Annotated in this window: 25 protein-coding genes; 9 read left to right on the top strand and 16 right to left on the bottom strand. The window is 61.9% G+C overall.

All coding sequences use genetic code 11. The features are described from left to right. Nucleotides 1-7 precede the first annotated feature (7 nt). The 7 genes from NCT03_RS07205 to NCT03_RS07175 all read right to left on the bottom strand — a co-directional run bounded on the left by NCT03_RS07205 (nucleotide 8) and on the right by NCT03_RS07175 (nucleotide 4,930). Nucleotides 8-634 carry a DUF47 domain-containing protein gene (locus NCT03_RS07205; RefSeq protein ID WP_244825219.1) on the bottom strand — a complete coding sequence of 209 codons (627 nt, stop codon included), beginning with the start codon at nucleotides 632-634 and terminating at the stop codon, nucleotides 8-10. Between the two features lie 153 nt (nucleotides 635-787). Then, complete coding sequence (locus NCT03_RS07200; protein WP_244825221.1) at nucleotides 788-2,173, bottom strand: replicative DNA helicase; 1,386 nt, start codon at nucleotides 2,171-2,173, stop codon at nucleotides 788-790. A gap of 132 nt (nucleotides 2,174-2,305) precedes the next feature. After that, nucleotides 2,306-2,761 carry a 50S ribosomal protein L9 gene (gene rplI, locus NCT03_RS07195; RefSeq protein WP_244825222.1) on the bottom strand — a complete coding sequence of 152 codons (456 nt, stop codon included), beginning with the start codon at nucleotides 2,759-2,761 and terminating at the stop codon, nucleotides 2,306-2,308. A gap of 28 nt (nucleotides 2,762-2,789) precedes the next feature. Beyond that, nucleotides 2,790-3,065: a 30S ribosomal protein S18 gene (rpsR, locus tag NCT03_RS07190; RefSeq protein WP_060857153.1), complete on the bottom strand. Its 276-nt coding sequence runs from the start codon at nucleotides 3,063-3,065 to the stop codon at nucleotides 2,790-2,792. Between the two features lie 2 nt (nucleotides 3,066-3,067). Then, nucleotides 3,068-3,367: a primosomal replication protein N gene (gene priB, locus NCT03_RS07185; RefSeq protein WP_244825224.1), complete on the bottom strand. Its 300-nt coding sequence runs from the start codon at nucleotides 3,365-3,367 to the stop codon at nucleotides 3,068-3,070. Nucleotides 3,368-3,399: 32 nt separating this feature from the next. Further along, complete coding sequence (rpsF, locus tag NCT03_RS07180; protein WP_061117413.1) at nucleotides 3,400-3,771, bottom strand: 30S ribosomal protein S6; 372 nt, start codon at nucleotides 3,769-3,771, stop codon at nucleotides 3,400-3,402. Nucleotides 3,772-3,976: 205 nt separating this feature from the next. Further along, nucleotides 3,977-4,930 carry a LysR family transcriptional regulator gene (locus tag NCT03_RS07175; protein ID WP_244825225.1) on the bottom strand — a complete coding sequence of 318 codons (954 nt, stop codon included), beginning with the start codon at nucleotides 4,928-4,930 and terminating at the stop codon, nucleotides 3,977-3,979. Nucleotides 4,931-5,092: 162 nt separating this feature from the next. On the opposite strand from NCT03_RS07175, the gene gcl reads away from it, so the two are divergent. From gcl to lysM, 4 genes are all read left to right on the top strand, one after another. Next, a complete protein-coding gene (gene gcl / locus NCT03_RS07170) occupies nucleotides 5,093-6,874 on the top strand; it encodes a glyoxylate carboligase (RefSeq protein WP_244825227.1) in 1,782 nt (593 codons plus the stop codon). 36 nt (nucleotides 6,875-6,910) lie between these two features. Further along, entirely contained in the window at nucleotides 6,911-7,711 is an 801-nt protein-coding gene (gene hyi, locus NCT03_RS07165) for a hydroxypyruvate isomerase (RefSeq protein ID WP_244825229.1), read from the top strand. Between the two features lie 29 nt (nucleotides 7,712-7,740). Further along, the gene (locus tag NCT03_RS07160; RefSeq protein ID WP_250492349.1) at nucleotides 7,741-8,649 is read left to right on the top strand and encodes a 2-hydroxy-3-oxopropionate reductase; all 909 of its coding nucleotides are present in this window, start codon (nucleotides 7,741-7,743) and stop codon (nucleotides 8,647-8,649) included. A 275-nt stretch (nucleotides 8,650-8,924) separates the two neighbouring features. After that, nucleotides 8,925-9,413, top strand: coding sequence for a peptidoglycan-binding protein LysM (gene lysM, locus NCT03_RS07155; protein ID WP_250464772.1), 489 nt, complete (start codon nucleotides 8,925-8,927; stop codon nucleotides 9,411-9,413). 45 nt (nucleotides 9,414-9,458) lie between these two features. Here the strand turns inward: lysM and NCT03_RS07150 are convergent, their stop codons facing one another. The 6 genes from NCT03_RS07150 to NCT03_RS07125 all read right to left on the bottom strand — a co-directional run bounded on the left by NCT03_RS07150 (nucleotide 9,459) and on the right by NCT03_RS07125 (nucleotide 15,539). After that, nucleotides 9,459-10,466, bottom strand: a complete 1,008-nt coding sequence (locus NCT03_RS07150) for an asparaginase (RefSeq protein ID WP_250492348.1) — start codon at nucleotides 10,464-10,466, stop codon at nucleotides 9,459-9,461. 40 nt (nucleotides 10,467-10,506) lie between these two features. Beyond that, a complete protein-coding gene (locus NCT03_RS07145; protein WP_244825235.1) occupies nucleotides 10,507-11,433 on the bottom strand; it encodes a CysB family HTH-type transcriptional regulator in 927 nt (308 codons plus the stop codon). A gap of 12 nt (nucleotides 11,434-11,445) precedes the next feature. Further along, a complete protein-coding gene (locus tag NCT03_RS07140; protein WP_244825237.1) occupies nucleotides 11,446-12,540 on the bottom strand; it encodes a sulfate/molybdate ABC transporter ATP-binding protein in 1,095 nt (364 codons plus the stop codon). A gap of 20 nt (nucleotides 12,541-12,560) precedes the next feature. Beyond that, nucleotides 12,561-13,463: a sulfate ABC transporter permease subunit CysW gene (gene cysW, locus NCT03_RS07135; RefSeq protein ID WP_244825238.1), complete on the bottom strand. Its 903-nt coding sequence runs from the start codon at nucleotides 13,461-13,463 to the stop codon at nucleotides 12,561-12,563. Beyond that, the gene (cysT, locus tag NCT03_RS07130; protein WP_244825239.1) at nucleotides 13,460-14,365 is read right to left on the bottom strand and encodes a sulfate ABC transporter permease subunit CysT; all 906 of its coding nucleotides are present in this window, start codon (nucleotides 14,363-14,365) and stop codon (nucleotides 13,460-13,462) included. Before cysT ends, cysW begins: the two co-directional genes overlap by 4 nt. 139 nt (nucleotides 14,366-14,504) lie before the next feature. Then, a complete protein-coding gene (locus NCT03_RS07125) occupies nucleotides 14,505-15,539 on the bottom strand; it encodes a sulfate ABC transporter substrate-binding protein (RefSeq protein ID WP_244825240.1) in 1,035 nt (344 codons plus the stop codon). A 269-nt stretch (nucleotides 15,540-15,808) separates the two neighbouring features. Here NCT03_RS07125 and lexA point away from each other — a divergent pair, with 269 nt between their 5' ends. The 3 genes from lexA to NCT03_RS07110 all read left to right on the top strand — a co-directional run bounded on the left by lexA (nucleotide 15,809) and on the right by NCT03_RS07110 (nucleotide 17,749). Next, nucleotides 15,809-16,486 (top strand): transcriptional repressor LexA, encoded by a 678-nt coding sequence (lexA, locus tag NCT03_RS07120; RefSeq protein ID WP_250464764.1) that lies wholly within the window; start codon nucleotides 15,809-15,811, stop codon nucleotides 16,484-16,486. A gap of 160 nt (nucleotides 16,487-16,646) precedes the next feature. Beyond that, on the top strand, nucleotides 16,647-16,973 hold the full coding sequence (locus NCT03_RS07115) for a hypothetical protein (protein ID WP_244825242.1): 327 nt from the start codon (nucleotides 16,647-16,649) through the stop codon (nucleotides 16,971-16,973). A gap of 158 nt (nucleotides 16,974-17,131) precedes the next feature. Further along, nucleotides 17,132-17,749 (top strand): DUF2939 domain-containing protein, encoded by a 618-nt coding sequence (locus tag NCT03_RS07110; RefSeq protein WP_250492347.1) that lies wholly within the window; start codon nucleotides 17,132-17,134, stop codon nucleotides 17,747-17,749. Between the two features lie 159 nt (nucleotides 17,750-17,908). Here NCT03_RS07110 and NCT03_RS07105 read toward each other — a convergent pair whose 3' ends face one another. Beyond that, on the bottom strand, nucleotides 17,909-18,418 hold the full coding sequence (locus NCT03_RS07105; RefSeq protein WP_250464890.1) for a universal stress protein: 510 nt from the start codon (nucleotides 18,416-18,418) through the stop codon (nucleotides 17,909-17,911). Between the two features lie 304 nt (nucleotides 18,419-18,722). On the opposite strand from NCT03_RS07105, the gene nodI reads away from it, so the two are divergent. Both nodI and NCT03_RS07095 read left to right on the top strand, forming a co-directional pair. Continuing rightward, the gene (nodI, locus tag NCT03_RS07100; protein WP_250492346.1) at nucleotides 18,723-19,673 is read left to right on the top strand and encodes a nodulation factor ABC transporter ATP-binding protein NodI; all 951 of its coding nucleotides are present in this window, start codon (nucleotides 18,723-18,725) and stop codon (nucleotides 19,671-19,673) included. Nucleotides 19,674-19,758: 85 nt separating this feature from the next. Beyond that, entirely contained in the window at nucleotides 19,759-20,535 is a 777-nt protein-coding gene (locus NCT03_RS07095; RefSeq protein WP_250492402.1) for an ABC transporter permease, read from the top strand. Nucleotides 20,536-20,580: 45 nt separating this feature from the next. On the opposite strand, the gene gnd is transcribed toward NCT03_RS07095, so the two are convergent. Together gnd and tkt are read right to left on the bottom strand one after the other, a co-directional pair. After that, complete coding sequence (gene gnd / locus NCT03_RS07090; protein WP_250492401.1) at nucleotides 20,581-21,645, bottom strand: phosphogluconate dehydrogenase (NAD(+)-dependent, decarboxylating); 1,065 nt, start codon at nucleotides 21,643-21,645, stop codon at nucleotides 20,581-20,583. Then, a complete protein-coding gene (gene tkt, locus NCT03_RS07085; protein WP_250464756.1) occupies nucleotides 21,567-23,663 on the bottom strand; it encodes a transketolase in 2,097 nt (698 codons plus the stop codon). The genes gnd and tkt overlap by 79 nt, the downstream gene beginning before the upstream one ends. Nucleotides 23,664-23,689: the final 26 nt, after the last annotated feature.

The raw sequence follows: 23,689 nt of genomic DNA, 5'->3' as shown, positions 1-23,689 counted from the left end.
GGCGTGGTCAGGCGTTTTCCAGAACGATGCCTTCGATGATGTTCGCGACGTCTTCGCACTTGTCGGTGATCGTCTCGAGCAACTCGTAGATGGCCTTCAGCTTGATCAGCGTCTTGACGTCGTCTTCCTCGCGGAAAAGTTTCGACATGGCGGAGCGCAAGACGCGGTCGGCGTCGGATTCCAGGCGGTCGATTTCTTCGCAGATCTTCAGGATTTCGCTCGCGCGCTTCATGTCCGCGAGCAATTCGACCGCCTTCTGCACACGCAGGCACGTCGCCGTGCAGATGTGCGCGAGCTGGCTCGCCTCGGAAGTCACCGCGCGTACGTCGTAGAGCGAAATGGCCGTGGCGACGTCCTCCATCAAGTCGAGGATGTCGTCCATCGTCGTGATGAGCTTGTGGATTTCGTCGCGATCGAGCGGCGTGATGAAAGTCTTGTGCAGCAGATCGATGGTTTCGTGCGTGAGCTTGTCGGCGCGCTTTTCGGCCGTCTGGACGTTCTGCTTGTGGACCTCGGCTTCGTCGAGGTTATCGATCAGCAATTCGAGCTCGCGGCTTGCATCGATGATGCATTTCGCGTGCGCGTTGAATATCTCGAAGAATTTGCCCTCGGTGGGCATGAAACGACCGAACATGAAAATCCCGAAAAATGGGTCAGTGAGACAGACATCAAACCGACATATTGTACCTTTGCCCGGCAGCCCACGCACCGCGCGCGAAGCGCCGCGCGGCGCGTGTCGACACGAAGTCTTGACATCGAGCAGAAGGGATGCGCGCGGCTTCGGGCGTTATTCGCCGTAAAAACTCTGCGCGCCGGCAAAATTGTCGAACTTCGTGTATTGGCCGTGAAAAGTCAGCCGCACGGGCCCGATCGGTCCATTACGCTGCTTGCCGATGATGATTTCCGCCGTGCCCTTGTCCGGGCTGTCGGGGTTATAAACTTCGTCGCGGTAGATGAAGAGAATCACGTCCGCGTCCTGCTCGATAGCGCCGGATTCCCGCAAATCCGACATGATCGGACGCTTGTTGGGGCGCTGTTCCAGACCGCGATTCAACTGCGAAAGCGCGATCACCGGCACGTCGAGTTCTTTCGCGAGCCCCTTGAGCGAGCGCGAGATTTCCGAGATTTCGGTCGCGCGGTTTTCGCCGCCGCCGGAGCCGGACATCAGCTGCAAGTAATCGACGATGATGAGCCCGAGCTTGCCGCACTGCCGCGACAAGCGCCGCGCGCGCGAGCGCAGTTCCATGGGGTTCAGGCCGCCCGTTTCATCGATGAAAAGCTGCGCCTCGCTCATTTTCTGGACCGCGTGCGTAAGCTTCGGCCAGTCTTCGTCGGTGAGGCGGCCGGTACGCATTCTGTGTTGATCCAGCCGGCCGACCGAGCCGAGCATACGCATGGTCAGTTGCGTGCCGGGCATTTCCATCGAGAAAACGGCGACGGGCAGACCATACTCTACCGCCACGTATTCGCCGATGTTCATCGAGAACGCCGTCTTACCCATCGACGGACGTCCGGCCACGATGATCAATTCGCCGCCGTGCATGCCCGACGTCATCCGGTCGAGGTCGACGAAACCGGTTGGCGTGCCCGTGACATCGCTTGGATTGGCCGTGTGGTAAAGCGTGTCGATGCGCTCGACAACTTGCGTAAGCAGCGGTCCGATTTCCAGAAAGCCCTGCGTGCCGCGCGCCCCGTCCTCGGCGATGGAAAACACACGCGATTCCGCCTCGTCCAGAATCTGGCGCACTTCCTTGCCTTGCGGATTAAAGGCATCGGCGGAAATTTCATCGGCGACGGAGACCAGGCGGCGCAGCACCGCGCGATCGCGCACGATTTCCGCGTAACGGCGAATGTTCGCCGCGCTCGGCGTGTTCTGGGCAAGCGCATTCAGATACGCGAGCCCGCCCACTTCCTCGGCCTTGCCGGCCATGTTGAGCGCTTCGTAGACGGTGATGACGTCGGCGGGCCGCGTGGTCGAGATCAGCTTGCCAATGTGCTCGTAAATGATCCGATGGTCATAGCGATAAAAATCGCCTTGCGACATCACGTCGGCGATTCGGTCCCACGCCGCGTTGTCCAGCAGCAAACCGCCGATCACCGATTGCTCGGCTTCGATCGAGTGCGGCGGAACCTTCAGCGCGTCGAGTTGCGGGTCTTTGGACGGAGCGTTCATGGGGTGGAATTATCGATGAAATAGACGCAAGCGGACAATAAAAAAGGCAGGAACCTGAAACGGTTCCTGCCCTTCTTTTCTGCCGGACTCGGCTGGCTGGGCGTGAAGCCTTACCAGCGGTCCGCAGCGACCTTAGGCGTGCTCGCCCAGCACCGACACCGTGACGTCGACCAGCACGTCCGTATGCAGCGCCACTTGAACAGCGTGGTCGCCCACCAGCTTCAGCGGGCCTTGCGGCAGACGCACTTGCGCCTTTTCCACTTCTGCGAAGCCTTGAGCCTTGAGTGCTTCGGCGATGTCGGCGTTCGTGACCGAGCCGAACAGACGGCCGTCCACACCTGCCTTCTGCGAGATCTGAACCGTGAAGCCGTTCAGCTTTTCGCCTTGCTTTTGCGCGGAAGCCAGCTTTTCAGCGGCAACCTTTTCGAGATCGGCGCGGCGCACTTCGAATTCGGCGATTGCGTCTTTCGTTGCGCGGCGAGCCTTCTTGCCGGGGATCAGGAAGTTACGTGCGTAGCCGTCCTTGACCTTGACGATGTCGCCCAGGTTGCCCAGGTTGACGACTTTTTCCAAAAGAATGATTTGCATTTTGGCTTGTTCCTTATGCGTCGTCTGATTAGGCCTTGTGCAGGTCGGTGTACGGCAGGAGCGCGAGGAAACGCGCGCGCTTGATTGCCGTGTCGAGCTGGCGCTGATAGTGCGCCTTCGTGCCAGTCAGACGAGCCGGCGTGATCTTGCCGTTTTCGCCGACGAAGTCCTTCAGCGTTTCCGTGTCTTTGTAGTCGATGTACTCGACACCGGCTGCCGTGAAACGGCAGAACTTCTTGCGCTTGAAGAGCGGGTTTTGTTGCTGACGACGCTTGTCGAATTTCTTACCAGTCGGGCGGGGCATGTTCAGTCCTTTCCAATGTCCTGCAATTCTGTGATGTGAAACACCAGGGTTCGTGCGTTGCGGCTTTTTTTAGCCAGAAAGCCGGTGAAGCGTGTTTCCACGCCCATCTGACAGCTTTCCAGTCTGCCGCTCACCTCGCCGGCGGCTACGGCCGGCATTGTCAGTTCGACTTGACGGGCAATGCCCGCTTCGACGACTTCCGTTCGGTGATGCAACGTGCAGCTTGCGATTGGTACGCCGGCGGGCGTGTATCGCACCGGTTCGCGTTCCACGACGCTTGCTGTCAGTTGCAGCCTGTTCACTTAATTCCTGGTGGCTGACGAAAATCTTCGCCTTAAGCCTGCGCTTCGGACGGCTGCGAGGCCGCCTTCTTGGCTTCTTCGCGCTGCACTTCCTTCATCATCGGCGACGGGCCGGTTTCGGCCTTCTTCATCTTGACGATGAGGTGACGCAAAACGGCGTCGTTGAACTTGAATGCGTGCTCGAGTTCTTCGAGCGTAGCTTGATCGCATTCGATGTTCATGCAGACGTAGTGAGCCTTCGCGAGTTTCTCGATCATGTAGGCCAGTTGGCGACGGCCCCAGTCTTCGATACGGTGGATCTGGCCACCGTGCGAGGTGATCGTGCTCTTGTAGCGCTCGATCATGGCGGGCACTTGCTCGCTCTGATCGGGATGCACGATAAATACGATTTCGTAATGACGCATATTCACTCCTTGTACTGAACTTTTGGATTAAAGCCACCCGGGCGTCGGACCGGTGCGGCAAGTGAGAAGCCCAAGACTATAACGCGATGCCTTCCCCAAGGCAAGCCAAATCGGCGGTTTCCGAAAGACTTTGGCCATGATTTCAAGCAGTTACAACGTGGCCGCACAAAGCCGCACGAGCCGTACAAAGCCGCGCGAGCGACGCTCAAGCTGCGTGCGTCCCGGCGGGCAATGGTTCGCCAGGAAGCGCGAGCGGACGGCTCCAATAACCGTCCTGCGCGTAAATTTCCTTCAAATAATCAATAAAGTAGCGCACGCGCGCCGGAACGTAGCGCTGCTGCGGATAAACCGCGAGGATGTCGTAGTCGGGCAGCTCGAAGTCGTCCAGCACGGTTTCGAGTTCGCCCGACGCCAACTGACGCTGAATCTCCCAGGTCGAACGCCAGCCGAGCCCGAGCCCCTCCGACGCCCAGCGATGCAGCAACTCGCCGTCGTTGCAGTCGAGATTGCCGGTCACGCGCACTGTCACGAGCTTGCCGTTACGGCGAAAGTACCAGCCGCGGTTCTGTCCGCCTTGCAGATTGAACGCAAGACAGTTGTGATTCGGCAAGTCTTCGAGCGTCTTCGGCCGGCCGTGCTTCCTGAAATACGCGGGCGTGCCGCAAACCACGCGGCGGTTGCTCGCGAGCTTCACGGCGACGAAGTTCGGGTCCACCGCCCCGCCGATGCGGATCGACAAGTCATAACCTTCGCGCACCAAATCGACGACGCGGTCGGTCAGATTGAACGACATCTGCAATTCCGGTTTGTCGACGAGGAAAAGCGGCGCGTGCGGCGCGACATGCATGCGCCCAAACGCCGCCGGCGCCGACACGATCAGATGCCCGCCCACCGCGCGCCGGCCGGCCGCGAGTTCGTTCTCGGCCTGATCCCACTCCGCGAGCAGATTCTTGCAGCGGTCGAGAAACGCCGCGCCCTCTTCGCTCACGACGAGCCTGCGCGTCGAGCGATACATCAGTTTGACGCCTAGGCGCTTTTCGAGCGCGTCGATGCGCCGGCCCAGGATCACCGGCGACACGCCCTCTTCCAGTGCCGCCGCCGCAAGACTGCCGGCTTCGGCCACGCGCACGAAGGTTTCGATCTGCTTGAAGCGGTCCATCTCTTTGTCTCCGGCCTCATTCGATACTTTTTGTTTGGTAAAAAACGACTCCGGTTGATCTTATCAAACCTTTTGCACGCGCCTAAAGTGCATCGGAAGCCTGCTGCCATGCGCACGACCAAGACAGCAACCCCGAATAGAGACCCCTGGAAGGAGACAACCATGCCCAAGATGAGAGCCGTCGACGCAGCCGTCCTCGTGCTGGAGAAGGAAGGCATCGACACCGCGTTCGGTGTGCCCGGCGCCGCCATCAACCCGTTTTACTCGGCGCTCAGAAAAGCCGGCAGCATCAGCCATGTGCTGGCGCGCCACGTCGAGGGCGCCTCGCACATGGCCGAAGGTTATACGCGCGCGGCTCCCGGCAATATCGGCGTTTGTATCGGTACGTCGGGGCCGGCGGGCACGGACATGATCACGGGCCTCTACTCGGCTCAGGCGGATTCGATCCCCATTCTCGCGATCACGGGCCAGGCGCCGCGTGCGCGTCTGTACAAGGAAGACTTCCAGGCCGTCGATATCGAATCGATCGCCAAGCCCGTCACCAAGTGGGCCGTCACCGTGCGCGAACCGGCGCTCGTGCCGCGCGTGTTTCAGCAGGCGTTCCATCTGATGCGCTCGGGCCGTCCGGGTCCGGTCCTGGTCGACTTGCCGATCGACGTGCAGCTCGCCGAGATCGAGTTCGATATCGACACTTACGAGCCGCTGCCGATCTACAAGCCGAAAGCCACGCGCGCTCAAGTCGAAAAAGCGCTCTCGATGCTCAACGACGCCGAGAAGCCCTTGATCGTTTCCGGCGGCGGCGTGTTGAACGCAGCGGCGGAAGATCTGCTCGTCGAGTTCGCCGAAACGCTCGGCGTGCCAGTGATCCCGACTTTGATGTCGTGGGGCGCGATTCCCGACGATCATCCGCTGATGGCAGGCATGTGCGGTCTGCAGACGTCGCACCGCTACGGCAACGCGACCATGCTCGCGTCGGACTTCGTGCTTGGCATCGGCAATCGCTGGGCGAATCGCCATACGGGCAGCGTCGAGGTCTACACCAAGGGCCGTAAGTTCGTGCACGTGGATATCGAGCCGACGCAGATCGGCCGCGTGTTCGGACCGGACCTCGGCATCGTGTCGGATGCTAAGTTCGCGCTCGAACTCTTCGTCGAAGTGGCGAAGGAATGGAAAGCCGCGGGCAAGCTTGCGGACCGTTCGCAATGGGTCAAGGACTGCCAGCAACGCAAGAGCACGATGCTGCGCAAGACCCACTTCGACAACGTGCCGATGAAGCCGCAGCGCGTCTACGAAGAGATGAATCTCGCGTTCGATCGCGACACCTGCTTCGTCTCGACGATCGGTCTTTCGCAGATCGCGGGCGCGCAGTTCCTGCACGTGTTCAAGGCGCGTAACTGGATCAACTGCGGCCAGGCCGGCCCGCTCGGCTGGACGATTCCCGCCGCGCTCGGCGTGCGCGCCGCGGACCCGCAACGCAAGATCGTCGCGCTCTCGGGCGACTACGACTTCCAGTTCATGATCGAGGAACTCGCTGTCGGCGCGCAGTTCAAGCTGCCTTACGTGCACGTGGTCGTGAACAACTCGTATCTCGGTCTGATACGTCAGGCGCAGCGCGGCTTCGACATGGACTACTGCGTGCAGCTCGCGTTCGACAACATCAACGCGCCGGAGCTCGAAGGATACGGCGTGGATCACGTCGCGGTCGCCGAGGGTCTTGGCTGCAAGGCGCTGCGCGTGCACAAGCCCGAAGACATCGCGCCGGCGTTGAAACAGGCGCAGGCGCTCGCGGCGCAACATCAGGTGCCGGTCGTGGTCGAGATGATTCTCGAACGCGTGACCAACATCGCGATGGGCACCGAGATCGACGCGATCAACGAGTTCGAAGAGCTCGCCGAAACGCGCGCCGATGCGCCGACCGCCGTGACCGTGACGCCGCTCGACTGAGCGTCCTAGAACTGACCGACCATCAGGAATAAAGACATGCCGAAATTTGCCGCGAACCTGACCATGCTGTTCAACGAAGTCCCTTTCCTCGACCGCTTCGCGGCGGCGTCGAAGGCGGGCTTCAAGGCGGTCGAGTTCCTGTTTCCGTATGCGTACTCGACCGGCGATTTGCAAGCACGCATCGAGGAACACGACCTGCGGATCGTGCTGCACAACCTTCCCGCGGGCAACTGGGAAGCGGGCGAACGCGGCATCGCCTGCCTGCCGGATCGCGTGAGCGAGTTCCGTGAAGGCGTGCCCCGCGCAATCGAATACGCGAAGGCGCTGAAGGTGCCGCAAGTGAACTGCCTCGTTGGCATTCCGACGGCGGGGGTATCGAAGGAACAGGCGCGCACGACGATCATCGAGAACCTGCGCTTCGCCGCCGATGCATTGAAGAAGGAAGGCATCCGCCTGCTCGTCGAGCCGTGCAATGCCTACGATATTCCGGGCTTCGCGCTGAACCGTTCGTCCGAAGGGCTCGACGTGATCCGTGCGGTCGGCTCGGACAATCTGTTCCTGCAATACGACATCTATCACATGCAGCGCATGGAAGGCGAACTGGCCGCGACGATCAAGAAGAACCTGGCGTCGATCGCGCATATCCAGCTCGCCGACAATCCGGGGCGCAACGAACCGGGCACGGGCGAGATCAACTACGCGTTCCTGTTCGATCTGCTCGATTCGATCGGCTACGAAGGATGGATCGGCTGCGAATACAAGCCGCTTGCAAGCACCGAAGCGGGCCTTGGCTGGCTTCGCACGATCGCCGCCGCAAAGCCGCGCGCCGCCGCTTAAAACCCGAGACACAAGGAGAGCAAGAGAGTATGGCAACCATTGGATTCATCGGCCTTGGCATCATGGGCGCGCACATGGCGCGCAACCTCTTGAAGGGCCGTCACAAGCTCGTCGTGAACGGCAAGTTTCCGGTGCCCGACGACATCCGCGCACAGACGCAAGTCGCGGCCGATTCCACCGGCGTGGCGCAAGCGAGCGAGATCGTCATCACGATGGTGCCCGACACGCCCGATGTCGCCAACGTCCTCTTCGCCGATGACGGCGTGGCCAACGGCCTCACGAAGGGCAAGCTCGTGATCGACATGAGCTCGATCAACCCGCTCGATACGCAGGACTTCGCGAAGAAGATCAACGCGCTCGGCTGCGACTATCTCGATGCGCCCGTATCCGGCGGCGAAGTCGGCGCGCGCGAGGCATCGCTCACGATCATGGTGGGTGGCCCGCAGAAATCGTTCGATATCGCGAAGCCTCTGTTCGATCTCATGGGCAAAAACATCTCGCTCATCGGCGACAACGGCGCGGGTCAGACCTGCAAGGTGGCGAATCAGATCATCGTCGCGCTCAACATCGAAGCCGTCGCCGAGGCCTTGTTGTTTGCCTCGCGTTCGGGCGCCGATCCGGAACGCGTGCGCCGGGCATTAATGGGCGGGTTCGCCGCGTCGCGCATTCTCGAAGTGCACGGCGAGCGCATGACGAAGCGCACGTTCGACCCGGGCTTCCGTATCGAACTGCATCAGAAGGACTTGAATCTTGCGCTCGAAGGCGCGCGCAAGATGGGTCTCGCCCTGCCCCACACCGCGAGCGCGCAGCAGTTGTTCAGCGTGTGCGCGGCCAATGGCGGCAAAGCCTGGGATCACTCGGGACTCGTGCGGGCGCTTGAAATCATGTCGAACTTCCAGGTTGCTCAAGAACCGCAGAAGGCGAAAGCCGCGGCTTGAACGACCGGTACCGTGGGGCGTCCCGCGTATGGGCACGCGGGACAAATGCCGCTCTGGGCTGAGGGCGGCAAGTGGGGTCCGAGAGCGGCACCCGTCGGTCGAGCCGGGTAAGCCTTGGTCGGTCAGACGGTTTTCCGTCGGGTGTCCGCGTCGGATTGTTGGATCGCGCATGAACCAGCCATTGTCACAATCTCCGAACTATCCTTGAAGTGATGCGACTAACGAAGCCTTGCCCTGGCGCAAGCGCTCACCATCGACACTTAAGGAGTTCAGCAATGGGAATCCTCAGCTTTATCAAGGAAGCAGGCGAGAAGCTCTTTGGTGCAACCTCGCAAACCGCGCAGGCCGCGCCCGCGGCCGTGGATGTCGCGGAGCTCAATCTCAAGGCCGGCGAAGCCATCGCGACGTACATTCGTTCGCAAGGGCTCGAAGCGCAGGATCTGCAAGTGAAGTACGACGGCGCGTCGCACACGGTCACCGTATCGGGCGAAGCGGCGGATCAGGCCACGAAGGAGAAGATCCTCGTCGCGGCGGGCAACGTGCAGCACGTGGACAAGGTGGATGACCAACTGACCGTTCCATCGCCCGCTCCGGAGTCGCAATTTCATACGGTCGTGGCCGGCGACAATCTCTGGAAAATCGCGGAGAAGTATTACGGCAGCGGCGCGAAAAACGATGTCATTTTCGAAGCCAACAAGCCCATGCTCAAGAGCCCGGACAAGATCTATCCGGGACAGGTGCTACGCATTCCGGCTGCAAGCTGAAGCAACGAAAAACGCGAACTCCGGTTCGCGTTTTTCGTTTCAGTTTCAGTATGTCTCGAAGATGCGCTGCAGGCCGGGCGCATCGCTCACGCCTCTCGCGAGCGCCAGTTGCAACAGCACGCGCGCCTTGTACGGATTGAGCGTGCCCGCGCTGACGGTGCCGAGCGCATCGTCGGATGCGGCGCCGTTGCGCATCACATGGCCCGAGCCGACACGCGATGAACGCACCACCGCCACGCCTCGCCCAATGGCATCGGCGAAGGCTTGCGCGAGCGTCGAACTCATGGAGCCGTTGCCGGTACCCGCAAGCACGATGCCCTTCACGCCAGCGCCGACGAGCGCATCGACCGGAACACGCGATACGCCCGCATAACTCGCGACGATTTCGACCATCGGCCAGTCTTGCGGAACGGTGAATTCGCTCGCGAGCGTGTGCGGCCGCACGACCGTGCGTTGGAAGTCGACGCGTCCGTCCTGCACGAAACCGAGCGCGCCCGCTTCGGGCGAACGGAAGGCATCGACGGCATAGGTGCTCGTCTTCGTGACTTCGCGTGCGCTGTGGATCAAATTGTTGAACGCGATCAGTACGCCCTGCCCCGCCGCCTGCCTCGAAGCGGCGACCGTGAGCGCGTTGAGCAGATTCAACGGACCATCGGCGGACAGCGCACTGGAGGGCCGCATCGCCGCGGTCAGGACGACGGGCTTCGCGCTCTTCACCGTCAAATGCAGCAAGTAAGCGGTCTCTTCGAGCGTGTCCGTGCCGTGCGTGACGACCACGCCATCGATATCGTCTTGCGCGAGCAGTGCATCGATCCGCCGCGAAAGCGTCGTCCACAGCGCGGGCGTCATGTCCTTGCTGTCGATGCTCGCAATCTGTTCCGCGTGAATGCGCGCGACCGAGCCGAGCGCGGGCACGGCTTCGAGCAGCTTGTCGACGCCGACCACGCCTGCCTTGTAACCCGCTGTCCTGGATGCATCGCCAGCTTGTCCGGCGATGGTGCCGCCCGTCGCGAGAACGGCGAGGCGCGGCAAGGTATCGAGAGAAGTGTTCATGCCGGCGATTGTAAATCAGCCGGCATGAACCTGAACTCGCTCAAGCCGCTTCGCGCAGTTGCGCCGCGATCTGCGCTTCGTCGAGTTGCGGCGCGAACATCTCGATCAGCCGGTAAGCGTAAGCCCGCAAGAACGCGCCCTTGCGCAAGCCGACGCGCGTCGTGCTCGCCTCGAACAGATGCTGCGTATCGAGCGCGACGAGTTCGCTGTCGCGCTTCGGGTCATACGCCATCGCCGCGACGATGCCGATACCCATGCCAAGCTCGACATACGTCTTGATCACGTCGGCATCGATGGCGGTGAGGACGATATCGGGAATGGCACCCGCGCTCGCGAAGGCCTGGTCGATATGCGAGCGTCCCGTGAAATCCTGATCGTAAGTGACGACGGGATACTCGGCGATCTGTTCCAGCGTGATGTTCTCGAGTCCGACGAGCGGATGGCCCTTCGGCACGACGACCGTGTGATGCCACGAGTAGCACGGGAACGTGACGATGTCGGGATAGCGGTCGAGCGCTTCCGTCGAGATGCCGATATCCGCTTCGCCGTTGATGATCATCTGCGCGATCTGCTGCGGACTACCCTGACGCAGCGCGAGATGCACCTTCGGGAACACTTCCGTGAACTGGCGGATCACCTTCGGCAGCGCGTAACGCGCTTGCGTGTGCGTCGTCGCCACGACGAGATGGCCGTTGTCCTGATCAGCGAACTGGCGCGCGACGCGGCGCAGGTTTTCAGCGTCGAGCAACATGCGCTCGATCAGCTGATGCACCTGTTTGCCAGGCTCGGTGAGGCCGGTCAGACGCTTGCCGCGTCGGATGAAGATATCGACGCCGAGTTCGTCCTCGAGGTCCTTGATCTGCTTCGACACGCCAGACTGCGACGTATAGAGCACGTTCGCGACCTCGGTCAGATTCATGTTCTGACGCACTGCTTCGCGCACGAAGCGCAATTGCTGGAAGTTCATTTCAGCCTCTCTTTATGCCGTTGCTTTTGTTTGTTGTGCCCCGTTCGCATCGCCTGCCGGGAAGACGCGCAACGCGCGCGGCACGGCGGTCGCGCCGTCGCCTACGTCGAGTCGCAGCGTGCGCCACGACTCGCGGTCGAGTTCCGCTTCGAGAATGCGCCCCGAGTTGCCTTCGAGTTCCACGCGCACGGAGCCGCCGAGCGTCACCACGCGCCGCACGCCGACCACGATGCCGTCGCGATGCGTGCCATCGACGGGATAGATCGCCAGATCGTGCGGACGCACGTAGGCCAGCGCGCGGCCGCTGAAATGCGCGGGCACGGCAATGGCCTGCGTGGCGCCATCGGCGACGAAGCCGTTGGCATCGACATGACCTTGCAGGCGATTGGCCGCACCGAGGAACTCGTAGACGAACGAGGTCTGCGGATGGTCATACACGTCTTGCGGGCTGCCCACCTGCTCCACGCGCCCGTGATTCATCACGACGATGCGATCCGCCACTTCGAGCGCCTCTTCCTGGTCGTGCGTGACGAAGAGCGTCGAGATATGCAGATCGTCGTGCAGACGGCGCAGCCAGCTACGTAATTCCTTGCGCACCTTGGCGTCGAGCGCGCCGAAGGGTTCGTCGAGCAGCAGCACTTTAGGTTCGACGGCAAGCGCTCGCGCCAACGCGATACGTTGACGCTGACCGCCCGACAGTTCGGACGGAAAGCGCTCCGCGAGCCAGTCGAGTTGCACGAGCTTCAACAATTCATGCACCTTCTCGCGGATGACGGCCTCCGTTGGCCGCTCGCGGCGCGGCTTCACGCGCAAGCCGAAGGCGACGTTCTCGAACACGGTCATGTGGCGGAACAGCGCGTAATGCTGGAACACGAAGCCGACTTGCCGCTCACGCGCGCCCACTTCGGCAACGTCCTCGCCGTTGAGCACGACCTGACCGGCATCGGCATATTCGAGGCCGGCGATCACGCGCAAGAGCGTTGTCTTGCCGCAGCCGGAAGGTCCGAGCAGCGCGACGAGTTCGCCCGACGGAAAATCCAGCGTGACGTTGTCGAGCGCGGTGAAGGTGCCGAAGCGCTTCTGCAGATTGCGAACGATGATGCTCATGATTGATCCACGCCTTCCATTTATACGGTTGCCTTCACGTCGCTCAGCGTGGCCGTCATGCGGCGCTCCGCGAGCAGCTTCAGCCCGAGCGTGACGAGTGCGAGCAATGCAAGCAGCGACGCCACCGCGAAGGCGGCCGAGAAGTTGTATTCGTTGTAGAGAATCTCGACGTGCAGCGGCATGGTGTCGGTCTGGCCGCGAATGTGGCCCGAGACCACCGAGACCGCGCCGAACTCGCCCATCGCGCGCGCGTTACAGAGAATCACGCCGTAGAGCAGGCCCCACTTCACGTTGGGCAAGGTCACGCGCCGGAAGATCTGCCAGCCCGACGCGCCGAGCACGTGCGCGGCCTCTTCCTCGTCGTTGCCTTGCGCCTGCATCAACGGAATCAGTTCGCGCGCGACGAACGGGAACGTCACGAAGATGGTCGCGAGCACGATTCCCGGCACCGCGAAGATGATCTGCACATCGTGCGAAATCAGCCACGGTCCGAACCAGCCCTGCGCGCCGAACATGAGCACGTAGATGAGGCCGGAGATCACGGGCGACACCGAGAACGGCAAGTCGATGAGCGTCGTCAGAAGCGCCTTGCCGCGAAACTCGAACTTGGCGATGGCCCACGATGCCGCGAGCCCGAACACCACGTTGAGCGGCACGGCAATCGCGGCGGTCAAGAGCGTGAGCTTGATGGCCGACCACGCGTCCGGGTCCTTGAGCGAATCGAAGTAATAGTCGATGCCCTTCGCGAAGGCCTGCACGAACACGGCCACGAGCGGCACGACCAGAAACAGCGCGAGAAACACGAGCGCGATACCCGTGAGTATCCAGCGCACGGCGCGCGGTTCGGTGACGGGATTGAGCCGGTTGGTCTCGCCGCGCGCGGCGGTGTTCACGGGAAGCGCCTTGCTGTTTGGCGTGCTCATGCGTGACCTCCGCCCGGAGTTCCGGCATGCAGCGATGGCCCCGCGGCCACCACGGGCGCCGCGCCCGTCTTGCTCGTGCGGCGTTGCAGGAACCATTGCAGCGTGTTGATGAGAAGCAGCATGAGAAAGGACACGCACAGCATCACGACGGCGATGGCCGTCGCGCCGGCATAGTCGTACTGTTCGAGCTTGGTGATGATGAGCAGCGACGTGATCTCCGATTTCATCGGTACATTGCCCGCGATGAAGATGACCGAACCGTATTCGCCGAGCGCGCGCGCGAACGCAAGCGCGAAACCGGTCAGAAGCGCGGGAAAGAGCGCCGGCAACACGACGCGGCGAAACGTCAGCCAGCGCGTGGCGCCGAGACATGCGGCGGCTTCTTCCTGCTCGCGCTCGAAGTCTTCGAGCACCGGCTGCACCGTGCGCACGACGAACGGCAAGCCGATGAACGTCAGCGCCACGAGCACGCCGAGCGGCGTGAACGCCACCTTGATGCCGAGCGGCGCGAGATACTGCCCGATCCAGCCGTTGCTCGCGTACACGGCGGCAAGCGAAATGCCGGCAACGGAGGTCGGCAGCGCAAACGGCAGATCGACGATGGCATCGACGACACGCTTGAACGGGAACGTGTAGCGCACGAGCACCCATGCGACCAGGAAGCCGAAGATCGCGTTGATGACCGCCCCGCCGAGCGCCGCCGTGAAAGTGAGCCGATACGACGCCAGCACACGCGGCCCGGTGACGGCGCGAACGAACTGCGCCCAGTCGAGCGTCGCGGTCTTGGCGAAGGTCGCCGCAAGCGGAATCAGCACCACGAGGCTCAGGTAAGCCACCGTGATGCCGATCGTCAGCCCGAAGCCGGGTAACGCACTCGGCTTTCGGAAAGTGAACGTTGTCATCTTTGCTTCATCCTTGATCGTCCTGCCTTCGGCGCCCGGGGGACAAGCGCACTGTTTTTTTGTCTCGTCATGCGCGGCCGTCTTTGCGGCCGCTTTCATTGCGACTCGAGCGCCTCGCGGCGCCCGGTCTCTTGCCTGCTTACTGCGGCTGATAGATCGAATCGAACACGCCGCCGTCCGCGAAGTGCGTCTTTTGCGCTTTGGTCCAGCCACCGAAGGTGTCGTCGATGGTGTAGAGCTTGAGCTTGGGGAACTGCTTGGTCAGCTCGGCGGGCACCTTGTCCGAACGCGGACGATAGAAATTGCGCGCCGCGATCTGCTGGCCTTCGTCGCTGTACAGATACTTCAGATACGCTTCGGCCAGCTTGCGCGTGCCGTGCTTGTCGACGACCTTGTCCACCACCGCCACCGGCGGCTCGGCCAGAATGCTCACCGAAGGAACCACGATCTGGAACTTCTCCGGACCGAATTCCTTGAGCGACAGGAACGCCTCGTTTTCCCATGCGATCAGCACGTCGCCCTGACCGCGCTGCACGAAGCTGGTGGTCGCGCCGCGTGCGCCGGAATCGAGCACGCCTGCGTTCTTGTAGAGCTTGGTCACGAACTCCTTCGCGGTCTCTTCGTTGCCGCCGGGCTTGTGTTGCGCATACGCCCACGCCGCCAAATAGTTCCAGCGCGCGCCGCCCGAGGTCTTCGGGTTCGGCGTGACGATCGACACGCCCGGCTTGGTGAGATCGTCCCAGTCCTTGATGCCCTTCGGGTTGCCCTTGCGCACCAGAAACACAATGGTCGACGTGTACGGCGATGCATTGTCCGGCAGACGCTTCTGCCAGTCCGTGCCGACGATGCCCTTGGAGGCGAGTGCGTCGATGTCGTAAGCAAGCGCAAGCGTCACGACGTCTGCCTGAAGCCCGTCTAGAACCGCGCGCGCTTGGCCACCAGAACCGCCGTGAGATTGCTTGAAAGTGACCGTTTCGCCGGTGTCCGCCTTCCACTTCTTCGCAAAGGCCTGGTTGAAGTCCTGATACAACTCGCGCGTCGGATCGTACGAGACGTTCAGAAACGACGTGTCCGCGTGCGCGGTGGCCGAGATTCCGAAACTCGCCGCCGTGATCGCCAGCGCGGCAAAGAGTTGTTTCGCGCCGCCCTTCAATCCAGCCCTGATGCTATGCATTCCCCGTTCTCCGTCTTATCGAATTGACGGAATCAGTCTAAAGGCGAGCTTATATGATTAGAAATAATTGTTTCTCACTTTTTTAGATGCAAAAGTGCTAAAGCGGGTTATTTCGTGGTTTGAGAGGCAAGTAGAGACGGTTCGAGCGCGCTGCAGCCTTGTCAGCAAAGGATCTAGCGACGAACTTCAAGTAAAGCTTGAAAAGCGCTAAATACTGTATAAAAATACAGTCATCTGTCCATCCATACAGTGCGCCGAGGCTCCAGCAAGTGACCAAACCCTCAAAACTTACCGCGCGACAGCAGCAAGTGTTCGAGCTCATCCAGCGAGCCATCGACCGCACGGGCTTTCCGCCCACGCGTGCCGAAATTGCTGCCGAGCTTGGCTTCAGCTCCGCGAACTCCGCCGAGGAACATCTGCGGGCACTGGCGCGCAAGGGCGTGATCGAACTCGCGGCGGGTTCGTCGCGTGGCATCCGCCTGCTGGGAGGCTCCGCACGCATCGACCGTTCGGACGACCTTCCGCATCAGTTCACCTTGCCGCATCAGAGCATCATGCAGTTGTCGCTTCCGCTGGTCGGGCGCGTTGCGGCAGGCAGTCCCATCCTTGCGCAGGAGCATATTTCGCAACACTACGCGTGCGACCCTGCGTTCTTTTCGGGCAAGCCCGACTATCTGCTGAAGGTGCGCGGCTTGTCCATGCGCGACGCGGGCATTCTCGACGGCGACCTGCTTGCCGTACAGAAGCGCAATGAAGCGAAAGACGGGCAGATCGTGGTCGCGCGTATTGGCGACGACGTCACGGTGAAACGCTGGAAGCGCCGGCCAGATGGCGTGGAATTGGTCGCGGAGAATCCCGACTACGAAAACATCTTCGTGCGCTCCGGCAGCGGCGACTTCGCGCTGGAAGGAATCGCGGTCGGGCTCATCCGCTCCGGCGAGTTCTAACGCACGACTCAAGCGCGCGGCGCGTCAACATCGCCGCCCGCTTCGCCTCCTCGCCCTCGCGCGACGCGGCACGTTTCGAAAATTACAAGCATGACGGCCACCGCTCGCGGCGTGCCGCGGTGCGTCCTATCGTCTGTCGTCCGCCGTCTGGAGAGTCATCATGGAACGTTTCGCCCGTTTGCTGCCCTTTCGTCAGTTTGGCCGTCTGCGTCATTTGCGCTCGCTGATCTCATGCGCCGTGGCGCGACCTGAAGCGGCGCCCGATCTCTTCGACGAGATGCCCGCGTTGCCGTCGCGTCAACCCGCCTTCGCCCGTGTGTCGCTCAATAGCGCGGTGCATGCGGAATCGGAACAGCGCGCGCCGGTGCGGGTGTATCGCAGTGAGTCGCGGGTAATCATGGTCGGCAATATCGGCGAGGTGTCGCGCATGATCGACCGGTGTATCGACGAGGAACGCGCCGGCGTTAGCAGCGGCATTCTGGCCTGAGGGCGGTCGAGCGTTTGTCGAGTGAATCTGAGTTATGTGCAATGCAGGCAGTCCGCAATCTATCGGCTGCAAGGAATGAAGCTCGGGATATATCCGGCGTGAACATGGTCAATCGTTCTTTCATGTCACCCATGTCACGCCGGGGGTCGTTCCTTCGCATGTCCCGCACTACGCGTTATCTCGTCGTCACGCTCGTCATTCTCTTCATCGTTGCAGGGTTAAGCCTTGTCTATGCGTCGCCCTATATCGCACTGAAGCGCGTCAAGCACGCGGCCGATGCGCGCGATGCACAGACCGTCAACGAATACGTCGACTTCCCCGCACTGCGTGAAAGTCTCAAAGAGCAAGTCGGCGCACTGCTGACGCGGCGCGTCGATATCCAGAAGAGCGGCAATCCGCTCGCGATCATCGGTGCAATGATCGGCGCGGCGCTCGTAGGGCCGCTGGTGGATTCCTACGCTACGCCCGAAGGCGTCGCCGCGATTTTGAATGGCATTCCGCCGCGGGGAGATCCAGGCGAGCATCCACCCGCCGTCGTGCCACCGGTTCGAGACGGTCAGGCGGCGGCGAGTTCACCGCCGTCGGAAGCGGCATCGGGCATGGTTGCGACTCAAGAACCGCCGCGTCAACCACCGCAGACCACGGCCGGATATCGCAGCTTCGATACGTTCGTGGTGACCTACCAGCACGGTGCGGGCGATGCGCGGTACTCAGCGATCTTTCATCGGTACGGGTTGATAACGTGGAAGCTGGTCGCGGTTGATTTGAACGGGTGAGTTCGTTGTTGGACAACCATTAAAGTGCCGGTAAGCGCTTCATGGATTTCTTGCGGCGTTAAGCGTGCGCTGCCGTCATTCAAGGCTACGGCAACTGGCGCTGATAGCGCAAAACAGCACTGGCCCGACGCAGGCCAGCCTCATCGCGCAAACCTATCCTCAAACACTTACTTCGGCCCGGTCCGGCTTCGCCGCATAAGCCGCCTCATCTTCCGCTTCGGCCGACTCACCTGCCTGACAAACCGCAACCAATATGCTGCATGACACGCGATCGAGCAGCGGTGTGTTGCCCGCGCCCATCCACCAGCGCGCGAGACCGCTGCGGCATCGATGGCCGACCACGACCAGATCGACCTTGAGACTTTCCGCCAGCGTGGCGATTTCATCGATCGGATGCCCGAATGCAAAATGGCCCTGCGCCTGCAAGCCGCGTTCGCGCAGCCACTCCACGCCTTCTTGCAGGATGTCGCGTGCGGCATCCTCGAACCGTCCGCATGCCATGTCGGTCAGAAGACCGGCGCTTTGCGCAATGCTCGAACGCATATCCACCACCGCCAGCACGTGCGTCTCCGCGTTCAAGGCAAGCGCGAGATTCGCGCCCTGACGCAACGCCTTGCGGCCCTCTCTGGAGCCGTCGTAGCACAACAGGATTTTTCGATAGCCTGACATCATGATCTCCCTGCCGCGTAGCCGATGGTGTCGGCAAATCGAGTGCGGCGCATCTTCATCATGGTAGGTCGCCTCATGCGTGGCAACGATGGAAAACGCTTACACGGCAACAAGCGCTAGCGCACACCGTGCCAGAGGCGTGCGAGCCTTGCCGGACAAGCTTGCGGCGCCATTTGCCAAAACAACAGGAAGACGCGATGCACGCTTCGATCACAGGAACGATGCATGCGCTTGCATGCAAAGCGCCGCGCTGGTGCATTGGATTACACTAGCCGGCTGAGTTTTCTCCTCGCAGGACCGCCGCATGACCGACATAAATCACCGAACTGGCGCGAACTCGAACGCGGCGCCAGCGATCGAATTCAGCGAAGTCAGAAAACATTACGGCGAGCGAAGTGTCGTCGATGGCTTGTCGTTCGACGTTCAGCCCGGCGAGTGTTTCGGCCTGCTCGGCCCGAACGGCGCGGGCAAGACGACGACGCTCAAGATGCTGCTCGGCATTACATCGCCCGACAGCGGCACGATCCGTCTCGTCGGCGAACCCGTGCCAGCGCGCGCACGCTTCGCGCGGCAACGCGTGGGCGTCGTGCCGCAATTCGACAACCTCGATCCCGACTTCACCGTGCGCGAAAACCTGCTCGTCTTCGGCCGCTATTTCGGCTTGACAGGTGCGCGCATGGAAGCCATCGTGCCTTCGTTGCTCGAATTCGCGCGCCTCGAAAGCAAGGCCCAAGCGCGCGTCGGCGAACTGTCGGGCGGCATGCGGCGGCGGTTGACGCTGGCGCGCGCCCTCGTCAACGATCCCGACGTGCTCGTGATGGACGAACCCACCACCGGTCTCGATCCGCAAGCGCGCCATCTGATCTGGGAACGCCTGCGCTCGTTGCTTTCGCGCGGTAAAACCATTCTGCTCACGACGCACTTCATGGAAGAGGCCGAACGCCTGTGCGACCGGCTTTGCGTGATCGAGGAAGGCCGCAAGCTCGCGGAAGGAAGGCCGCGCGAGTTGATCGAATCGGTGATCGGTTCGGACGTCATCGAAATCTACGGACCCGATCCGCAGGCGCTGGCCGCCGAACTGGAACCGTTCGTCGCGCGCACGGAAATCAGCGGCGAAACGCTTTTCTGCTATGTCGACGACCCGCAGCCCGTGCATGCGCGCGTGAAGGGCCGGACGGACGTGCGCTATCTGCATCGTCCGGCGAATCTCGAAGATGTTTTTCTGCGCCTGACCGGGCGCGAGATGGTGGACTAATCAAGCGATGGACACTTTCGATCGATCGGGCGCAAGCATCGAGAAAACACGCGTGCGAGCCAAACACGCCGATACGCTCTCGCCCATGAGCAACGCGCTTCCCGCCAACGCGAGCAACTGGATGCCGGTATGGCGGCGCAATTATCTGGTGTGGAAGAAGCTCGCCATTGCATCGATGATCGGCAATCTCGCCGATCCGATGATCTATCTCTTCGGGCTAGGCCTCGGTCTCGGCTTGATGGTCGGCCATGTCGACGGCGTGTCGTACATCGCGTTTCTGGCGGCGGGCACGGTGGCGTCGAGCGTGATGATGTCCGCGAGTTTCGAGGCCATGTATTCCGGTTTCTCGCGCATGCACGTGCAGCGTACGTGGGAAGCGATCATGCATACGCCGCTCACGCTCGGCGATATCGTTCTCGGCGAAGTGATCTGGTCCGCGAGCAAATCGGTCTTGTCGGGCGTGGCGATCATGCTGGTGGCGGGCGCGCTCGGCTATGCGAGTTTTCCGTCGATGCTGCTCGCGCTGCCCATCATCGTGCTTACGGGACTCGCATTCGCGAGCACGGCGATGATCGTCACAGCCATTGCGCCGAGCTACGACTTCTTCATGTTCTATCAGACGCTTGCACTCACGCCCATGCTCTTGCTCTCCGGCGTGTTCTTTCCGGTCGCGCAATTGCCTGCTTTTGCGCAGCATGTGACGCAGGCGCTGCCGCTTTATCACGCGGTCGAGTTGATCCGCGCCGCCATGCTCGGCCGGCCCGTGCACGGACTCGCGTTGCATCTCGCGGTACTCGCGGCGTATTCGGTTGTGCCGTTCTTCCTGTGCGCGTGGCTGTTTCGCCGCCGCATGATGAAATAAAGGGCGATGAATCATCGCCCTTTATCCCGACAGACAACCACGGATTTACTTCACGCCGAACTCTTTGTGGCCGCCGAAGCCGAAGCGCATTGCCGAAAGCATGCGCTCGGGGAAGGCTTCGGCATCGCGCGACCGGAAGCGCGTATAAAGCGCCGCTGACAACACTTGCGCCGGCACCGCTTCCTCGATGGCCGCTTCGATCGTCCAGCGCCCTTCGCCACTATCGGCCACTTCGGTCGAGTAGCGTTCGAGCGAACCATCGCCCGCAAGCGCGCCCGCGGTCAGGTCGAGCAGCCACGACGACACCACGCTGCCACGCCGCCAGACTTCCGCGACATCGGCCAGATCGAGCGTGTAGCGCTCGTTTTCCGGCAATTCGGTCGATTCCTTGTGCTTCAGAATATGGAAGCCCTCGGCATACGCCTGCATCAATCCGTACTCGATGCCGTTGTGCACCATCTTCACGAAATGTCCCGAACCGACCGGTCCGCAATGCATGTAGCCGTTCTCCACACGCGCATCGCGTCCGTCGCGGCCGGGCGTCAAGGGAATGTCGCCGCGTCCCGGCGCAAGCGTCGCGAGAATCGGATCGATACGGTTCACCACCGCGTCATCGCCGCCGATCATCATGCAGTAACCGCGCTCCAAGCCCCAGATGCCGCCTGACGTCCCGACGTCGACGTAATGCAGGCCCTGCGCTTTCAGCTCGGCGGCGCGGCGGATATCGTCCTTGTAGAAGCTGTTGCCGCCGTCGATGATCACGTCGTCCGGGCTCAGAATCTGCCGGAGATCGTTAAGCGTGTCCTCCGTGATCTTGCCGGCGGGCAGCATGAGCCAGACGACGCGCGGCGTGGCAAGTTTTGCGACCAGATCGCCGAGATCCTTCGCGCCGGTCGCGCCTTCGCTCGCGAGTGCGTCGGTTGCTTGCGGACTGTGATCGTAGACGACGCATTGATGCCCGTCGCGCATCAGGCGGCGTCCGATGTTGCCGCCCATGCGCCCCAGTCCCACGATGCCAATCTGCATGTCCGTTACTCCTTGCCGTTGTGTTTGACGCGTTCGATTTGCTTTTTCGCTTCTTCGTAGACGCGTTCCGGCGTGAAGCCGAATTTGGCCTGAAGCGCCTTCAACGGTGCGGACGCACCGAACGTATGCATGGCGAGCACGGTGCCGAGCCGGCCGACGTAGCGGTCCCAGCCGAGCGTGCCGGCCTGTTCGACCGCAACGCGAGCATTCACCGCATTCGGCAACACCGATTCCTTGTAGGCTTCGTCCTGTTTCTCGAAGAGGTCCCACGAAGGCATCGATACGACGCGCGCCGCGATGCCTTCGGCCTTCAGCTTCTCGTAGACGCCCACGCACAGCGCGACTTCGCTGCCGGTGGCAAGCAACAGCACTTCGGGCGTCTTGCCGCCTTCGGTGTCGGCAAGCACGTAAGCGCCGCGCCGCACGCCTTCAGCCGACGCGTATTTCTTGCGATCGAAGGTCGGCAGCGGCTGACGCGTCAGCACGATGCACGACGGCTCCTTGTGATACGACAGCGCGACGCGCCATGCTTCGCCGACTTCGTTGGCATCGGCGGGACGCAGCGTGGTGAGGCCCGGCACGCCGCGCAACGAAGCGAGTTGCTCGATCGGCTGGTGCGTCGGTCCGTCCTCGCCCACGCCGATGGAATCGTGCGTGAACACGTAGACCACCGGCAGTTCCATGATCGCGGAGAGGCGGATCGGCGGCTTCATGTAGTCGCTGAAAATCAGGAACGTCGATGCATACGGCCGCATGTTGGACAGCGCGAGTCCATTGGCAACCGAGCCCATGCCGTGCTCGCGAATGCCGAAGTGCAGATTGCGGCCGTCGTAGCTCTTTGCCTCGAAACTGCCCGCGCCGTCGAACTTCAGATTCGTTTTCGTCGATGGCGACAAGTCCGCCGCGCCGCCGATCAGCCAGGGAATGGACTGCGCGATGGCGTTCAGCACCTTGCCCGACGACTCGCGCGTGGCGATTCCCTTTTCGTCCGGCTCGAAGGTCGGAATGCTCTTTTCCCAGCCTTCCGGCAGCTTCGCTTCGAGCATCAGCGTGAGTTGCTTCGCGAGATCCGGGTAGTCCTTGCCGTAGGAATCGAACTGCTTCTTCCAGGCTTCGTGCGCCGCCTTGCCGCGCGCGCCCATGCCATCGGCGAAATGTTGCACCACGCCGTCGGGCACGAGGAACTGCGCGTCTTCCGGCCAGCCGTACGCGCGCTTCGCCGCCTTGATCTCATCGGCGCCGAGCGGTTCGCCGTGCGCGGCCGCCGTGTCCTGCTTGTTGGGCGCGCCCCAGCCGATGATGCTCTTCACCACGATCAGGGTCGGCTTGTCGGTGGTCGCCTTCGCCTTGTTGATGGCCGCTTCGAGCGCGGCGGCGTCGTTGGCGTCGTCGACGTGCAGCGTGTTCCAGTTGTAGCCGTGAAAGCGCGCTTCGACGTCGTCGCTATACGCGAGGTCGGTGTGTCCTTCGATCGTGATGCGGTTGCTGTCGTAGATCCAGATGAGGTTCGACAGCTTCAGGTGCCCCGCGATCGATGCCGCTTCGTGCGAGATTCCTTCCATCATGTCGCCGTCGCCGCAAAGCGCGTAGACACGGTAATCGAATAGCGGCGAATCGCTTTTGTTGAAGTGCGCTTCTTTCCAGCGCGCGGCCATCGCCATGCCGACGCTGTTGCCGAGACCCTGACCGAGCGGTCCGGTCGTGGTTTCGACGCCGGTCGTCATGCGGTATTCCGGGTGGCCCGGCGTCTTGCTGTCGAGCTGACGAAAATTCTTGATATCGTCGATCGAGATGGCCGGCTTGCCGGTTGGCTTGCCGAACTCGTCGACTTCCTTCACGCCGGACAGATGCAGCAGCGAATAGAGCAGCATCGACGCGTGCCCGACCGACAGCACGAAGCGGTCGCGATTCGGCCAGAGCGGCGCGTCGGGATCGTAGCGAAGATGGTTCTGCCACAGATGGAACGCGACTGGCGCGAGCGCCATCGGCGTGCCGGGGTGACCCGAATTGGCTTTCTGCACGGCGTCCATCGACAGCGTGCGGATGGTATTGATCGTGAGCGTGTCAAGATCGGCGGAAGACTTCGGCGTTGCTTGAGACATGAGCGACGACTCCTTTGCTAAGGGCG

Origin of the sequence: Caballeronia sp. GAWG1-1 (genome assembly GCF_023631465.1) — a bacterium.
Taxonomy (GTDB): Bacteria; Pseudomonadota; Gammaproteobacteria; order Burkholderiales; family Burkholderiaceae; genus Caballeronia.
Note: the sequence above shows the minus strand (reverse complement) of the source record. Positions and strands in the feature narration are given on the sequence as shown.

What these genes read in the sequence shown, in the direction of transcription:
- NCT03_RS07205 (WP_244825219.1), bottom strand. Translation starts at nt 634, where the DNA reads ATGTTCGGTCGTTTCATGCCCACCGAGGGCAAATTCTTCGAGATATTC.
- NCT03_RS07200 (WP_244825221.1), bottom strand. Translation starts at nt 2,173, where the DNA reads ATGAACGCTCCGTCCAAAGACCCGCAACTCGACGCGCTGAAGGTTCCG.
- rplI (WP_244825222.1), bottom strand. Translation starts at nt 2,761, where the DNA reads ATGCAAATCATTCTTTTGGAAAAAGTCGTCAACCTGGGCAACCTGGGC.
- rpsR (WP_060857153.1), bottom strand. Translation starts at nt 3,065, where the DNA reads ATGCCCCGCCCGACTGGTAAGAAATTCGACAAGCGTCGTCAGCAACAA.
- rpsF (WP_061117413.1), bottom strand. Translation starts at nt 3,771, where the DNA reads ATGCGTCATTACGAAATCGTATTTATCGTGCATCCCGATCAGAGCGAG.
- NCT03_RS07175 (WP_244825225.1), bottom strand. Translation starts at nt 4,930, where the DNA reads ATGGACCGCTTCAAGCAGATCGAAACCTTCGTGCGCGTGGCCGAAGCC.
- gcl (WP_244825227.1), top strand. Translation starts at nt 5,093, where the DNA reads ATGCCCAAGATGAGAGCCGTCGACGCAGCCGTCCTCGTGCTGGAGAAG.
- hyi (WP_244825229.1), top strand. Translation starts at nt 6,911, where the DNA reads ATGCCGAAATTTGCCGCGAACCTGACCATGCTGTTCAACGAAGTCCCT.
- NCT03_RS07160 (WP_250492349.1), top strand. Translation starts at nt 7,741, where the DNA reads ATGGCAACCATTGGATTCATCGGCCTTGGCATCATGGGCGCGCACATG.
- lysM (WP_250464772.1), top strand. Translation starts at nt 8,925, where the DNA reads ATGGGAATCCTCAGCTTTATCAAGGAAGCAGGCGAGAAGCTCTTTGGT.
- NCT03_RS07150 (WP_250492348.1), bottom strand. Translation starts at nt 10,466, where the DNA reads ATGAACACTTCTCTCGATACCTTGCCGCGCCTCGCCGTTCTCGCGACG.
- NCT03_RS07145 (WP_244825235.1), bottom strand. Translation starts at nt 11,433, where the DNA reads ATGAACTTCCAGCAATTGCGCTTCGTGCGCGAAGCAGTGCGTCAGAAC.
- NCT03_RS07140 (WP_244825237.1), bottom strand. Translation starts at nt 12,540, where the DNA reads ATGAGCATCATCGTTCGCAATCTGCAGAAGCGCTTCGGCACCTTCACC.
- cysW (WP_244825238.1), bottom strand. Translation starts at nt 13,463, where the DNA reads ATGAGCACGCCAAACAGCAAGGCGCTTCCCGTGAACACCGCCGCGCGC.
- cysT (WP_244825239.1), bottom strand. Translation starts at nt 14,365, where the DNA reads ATGACAACGTTCACTTTCCGAAAGCCGAGTGCGTTACCCGGCTTCGGG.
- NCT03_RS07125 (WP_244825240.1), bottom strand. Translation starts at nt 15,539, where the DNA reads ATGCATAGCATCAGGGCTGGATTGAAGGGCGGCGCGAAACAACTCTTT.
- NCT03_RS07115 (WP_244825242.1), top strand. Translation starts at nt 16,647, where the DNA reads ATGGAACGTTTCGCCCGTTTGCTGCCCTTTCGTCAGTTTGGCCGTCTG.
- NCT03_RS07110 (WP_250492347.1), top strand. Translation starts at nt 17,132, where the DNA reads ATGTCCCGCACTACGCGTTATCTCGTCGTCACGCTCGTCATTCTCTTC.
- NCT03_RS07105 (WP_250464890.1), bottom strand. Translation starts at nt 18,418, where the DNA reads ATGTCAGGCTATCGAAAAATCCTGTTGTGCTACGACGGCTCCAGAGAG.
- nodI (WP_250492346.1), top strand. Translation starts at nt 18,723, where the DNA reads ATGACCGACATAAATCACCGAACTGGCGCGAACTCGAACGCGGCGCCA.
- NCT03_RS07095 (WP_250492402.1), top strand. Translation starts at nt 19,759, where the DNA reads ATGAGCAACGCGCTTCCCGCCAACGCGAGCAACTGGATGCCGGTATGG.
- tkt (WP_250464756.1), bottom strand. Translation starts at nt 23,663, where the DNA reads ATGTCTCAAGCAACGCCGAAGTCTTCCGCCGATCTTGACACGCTCACG.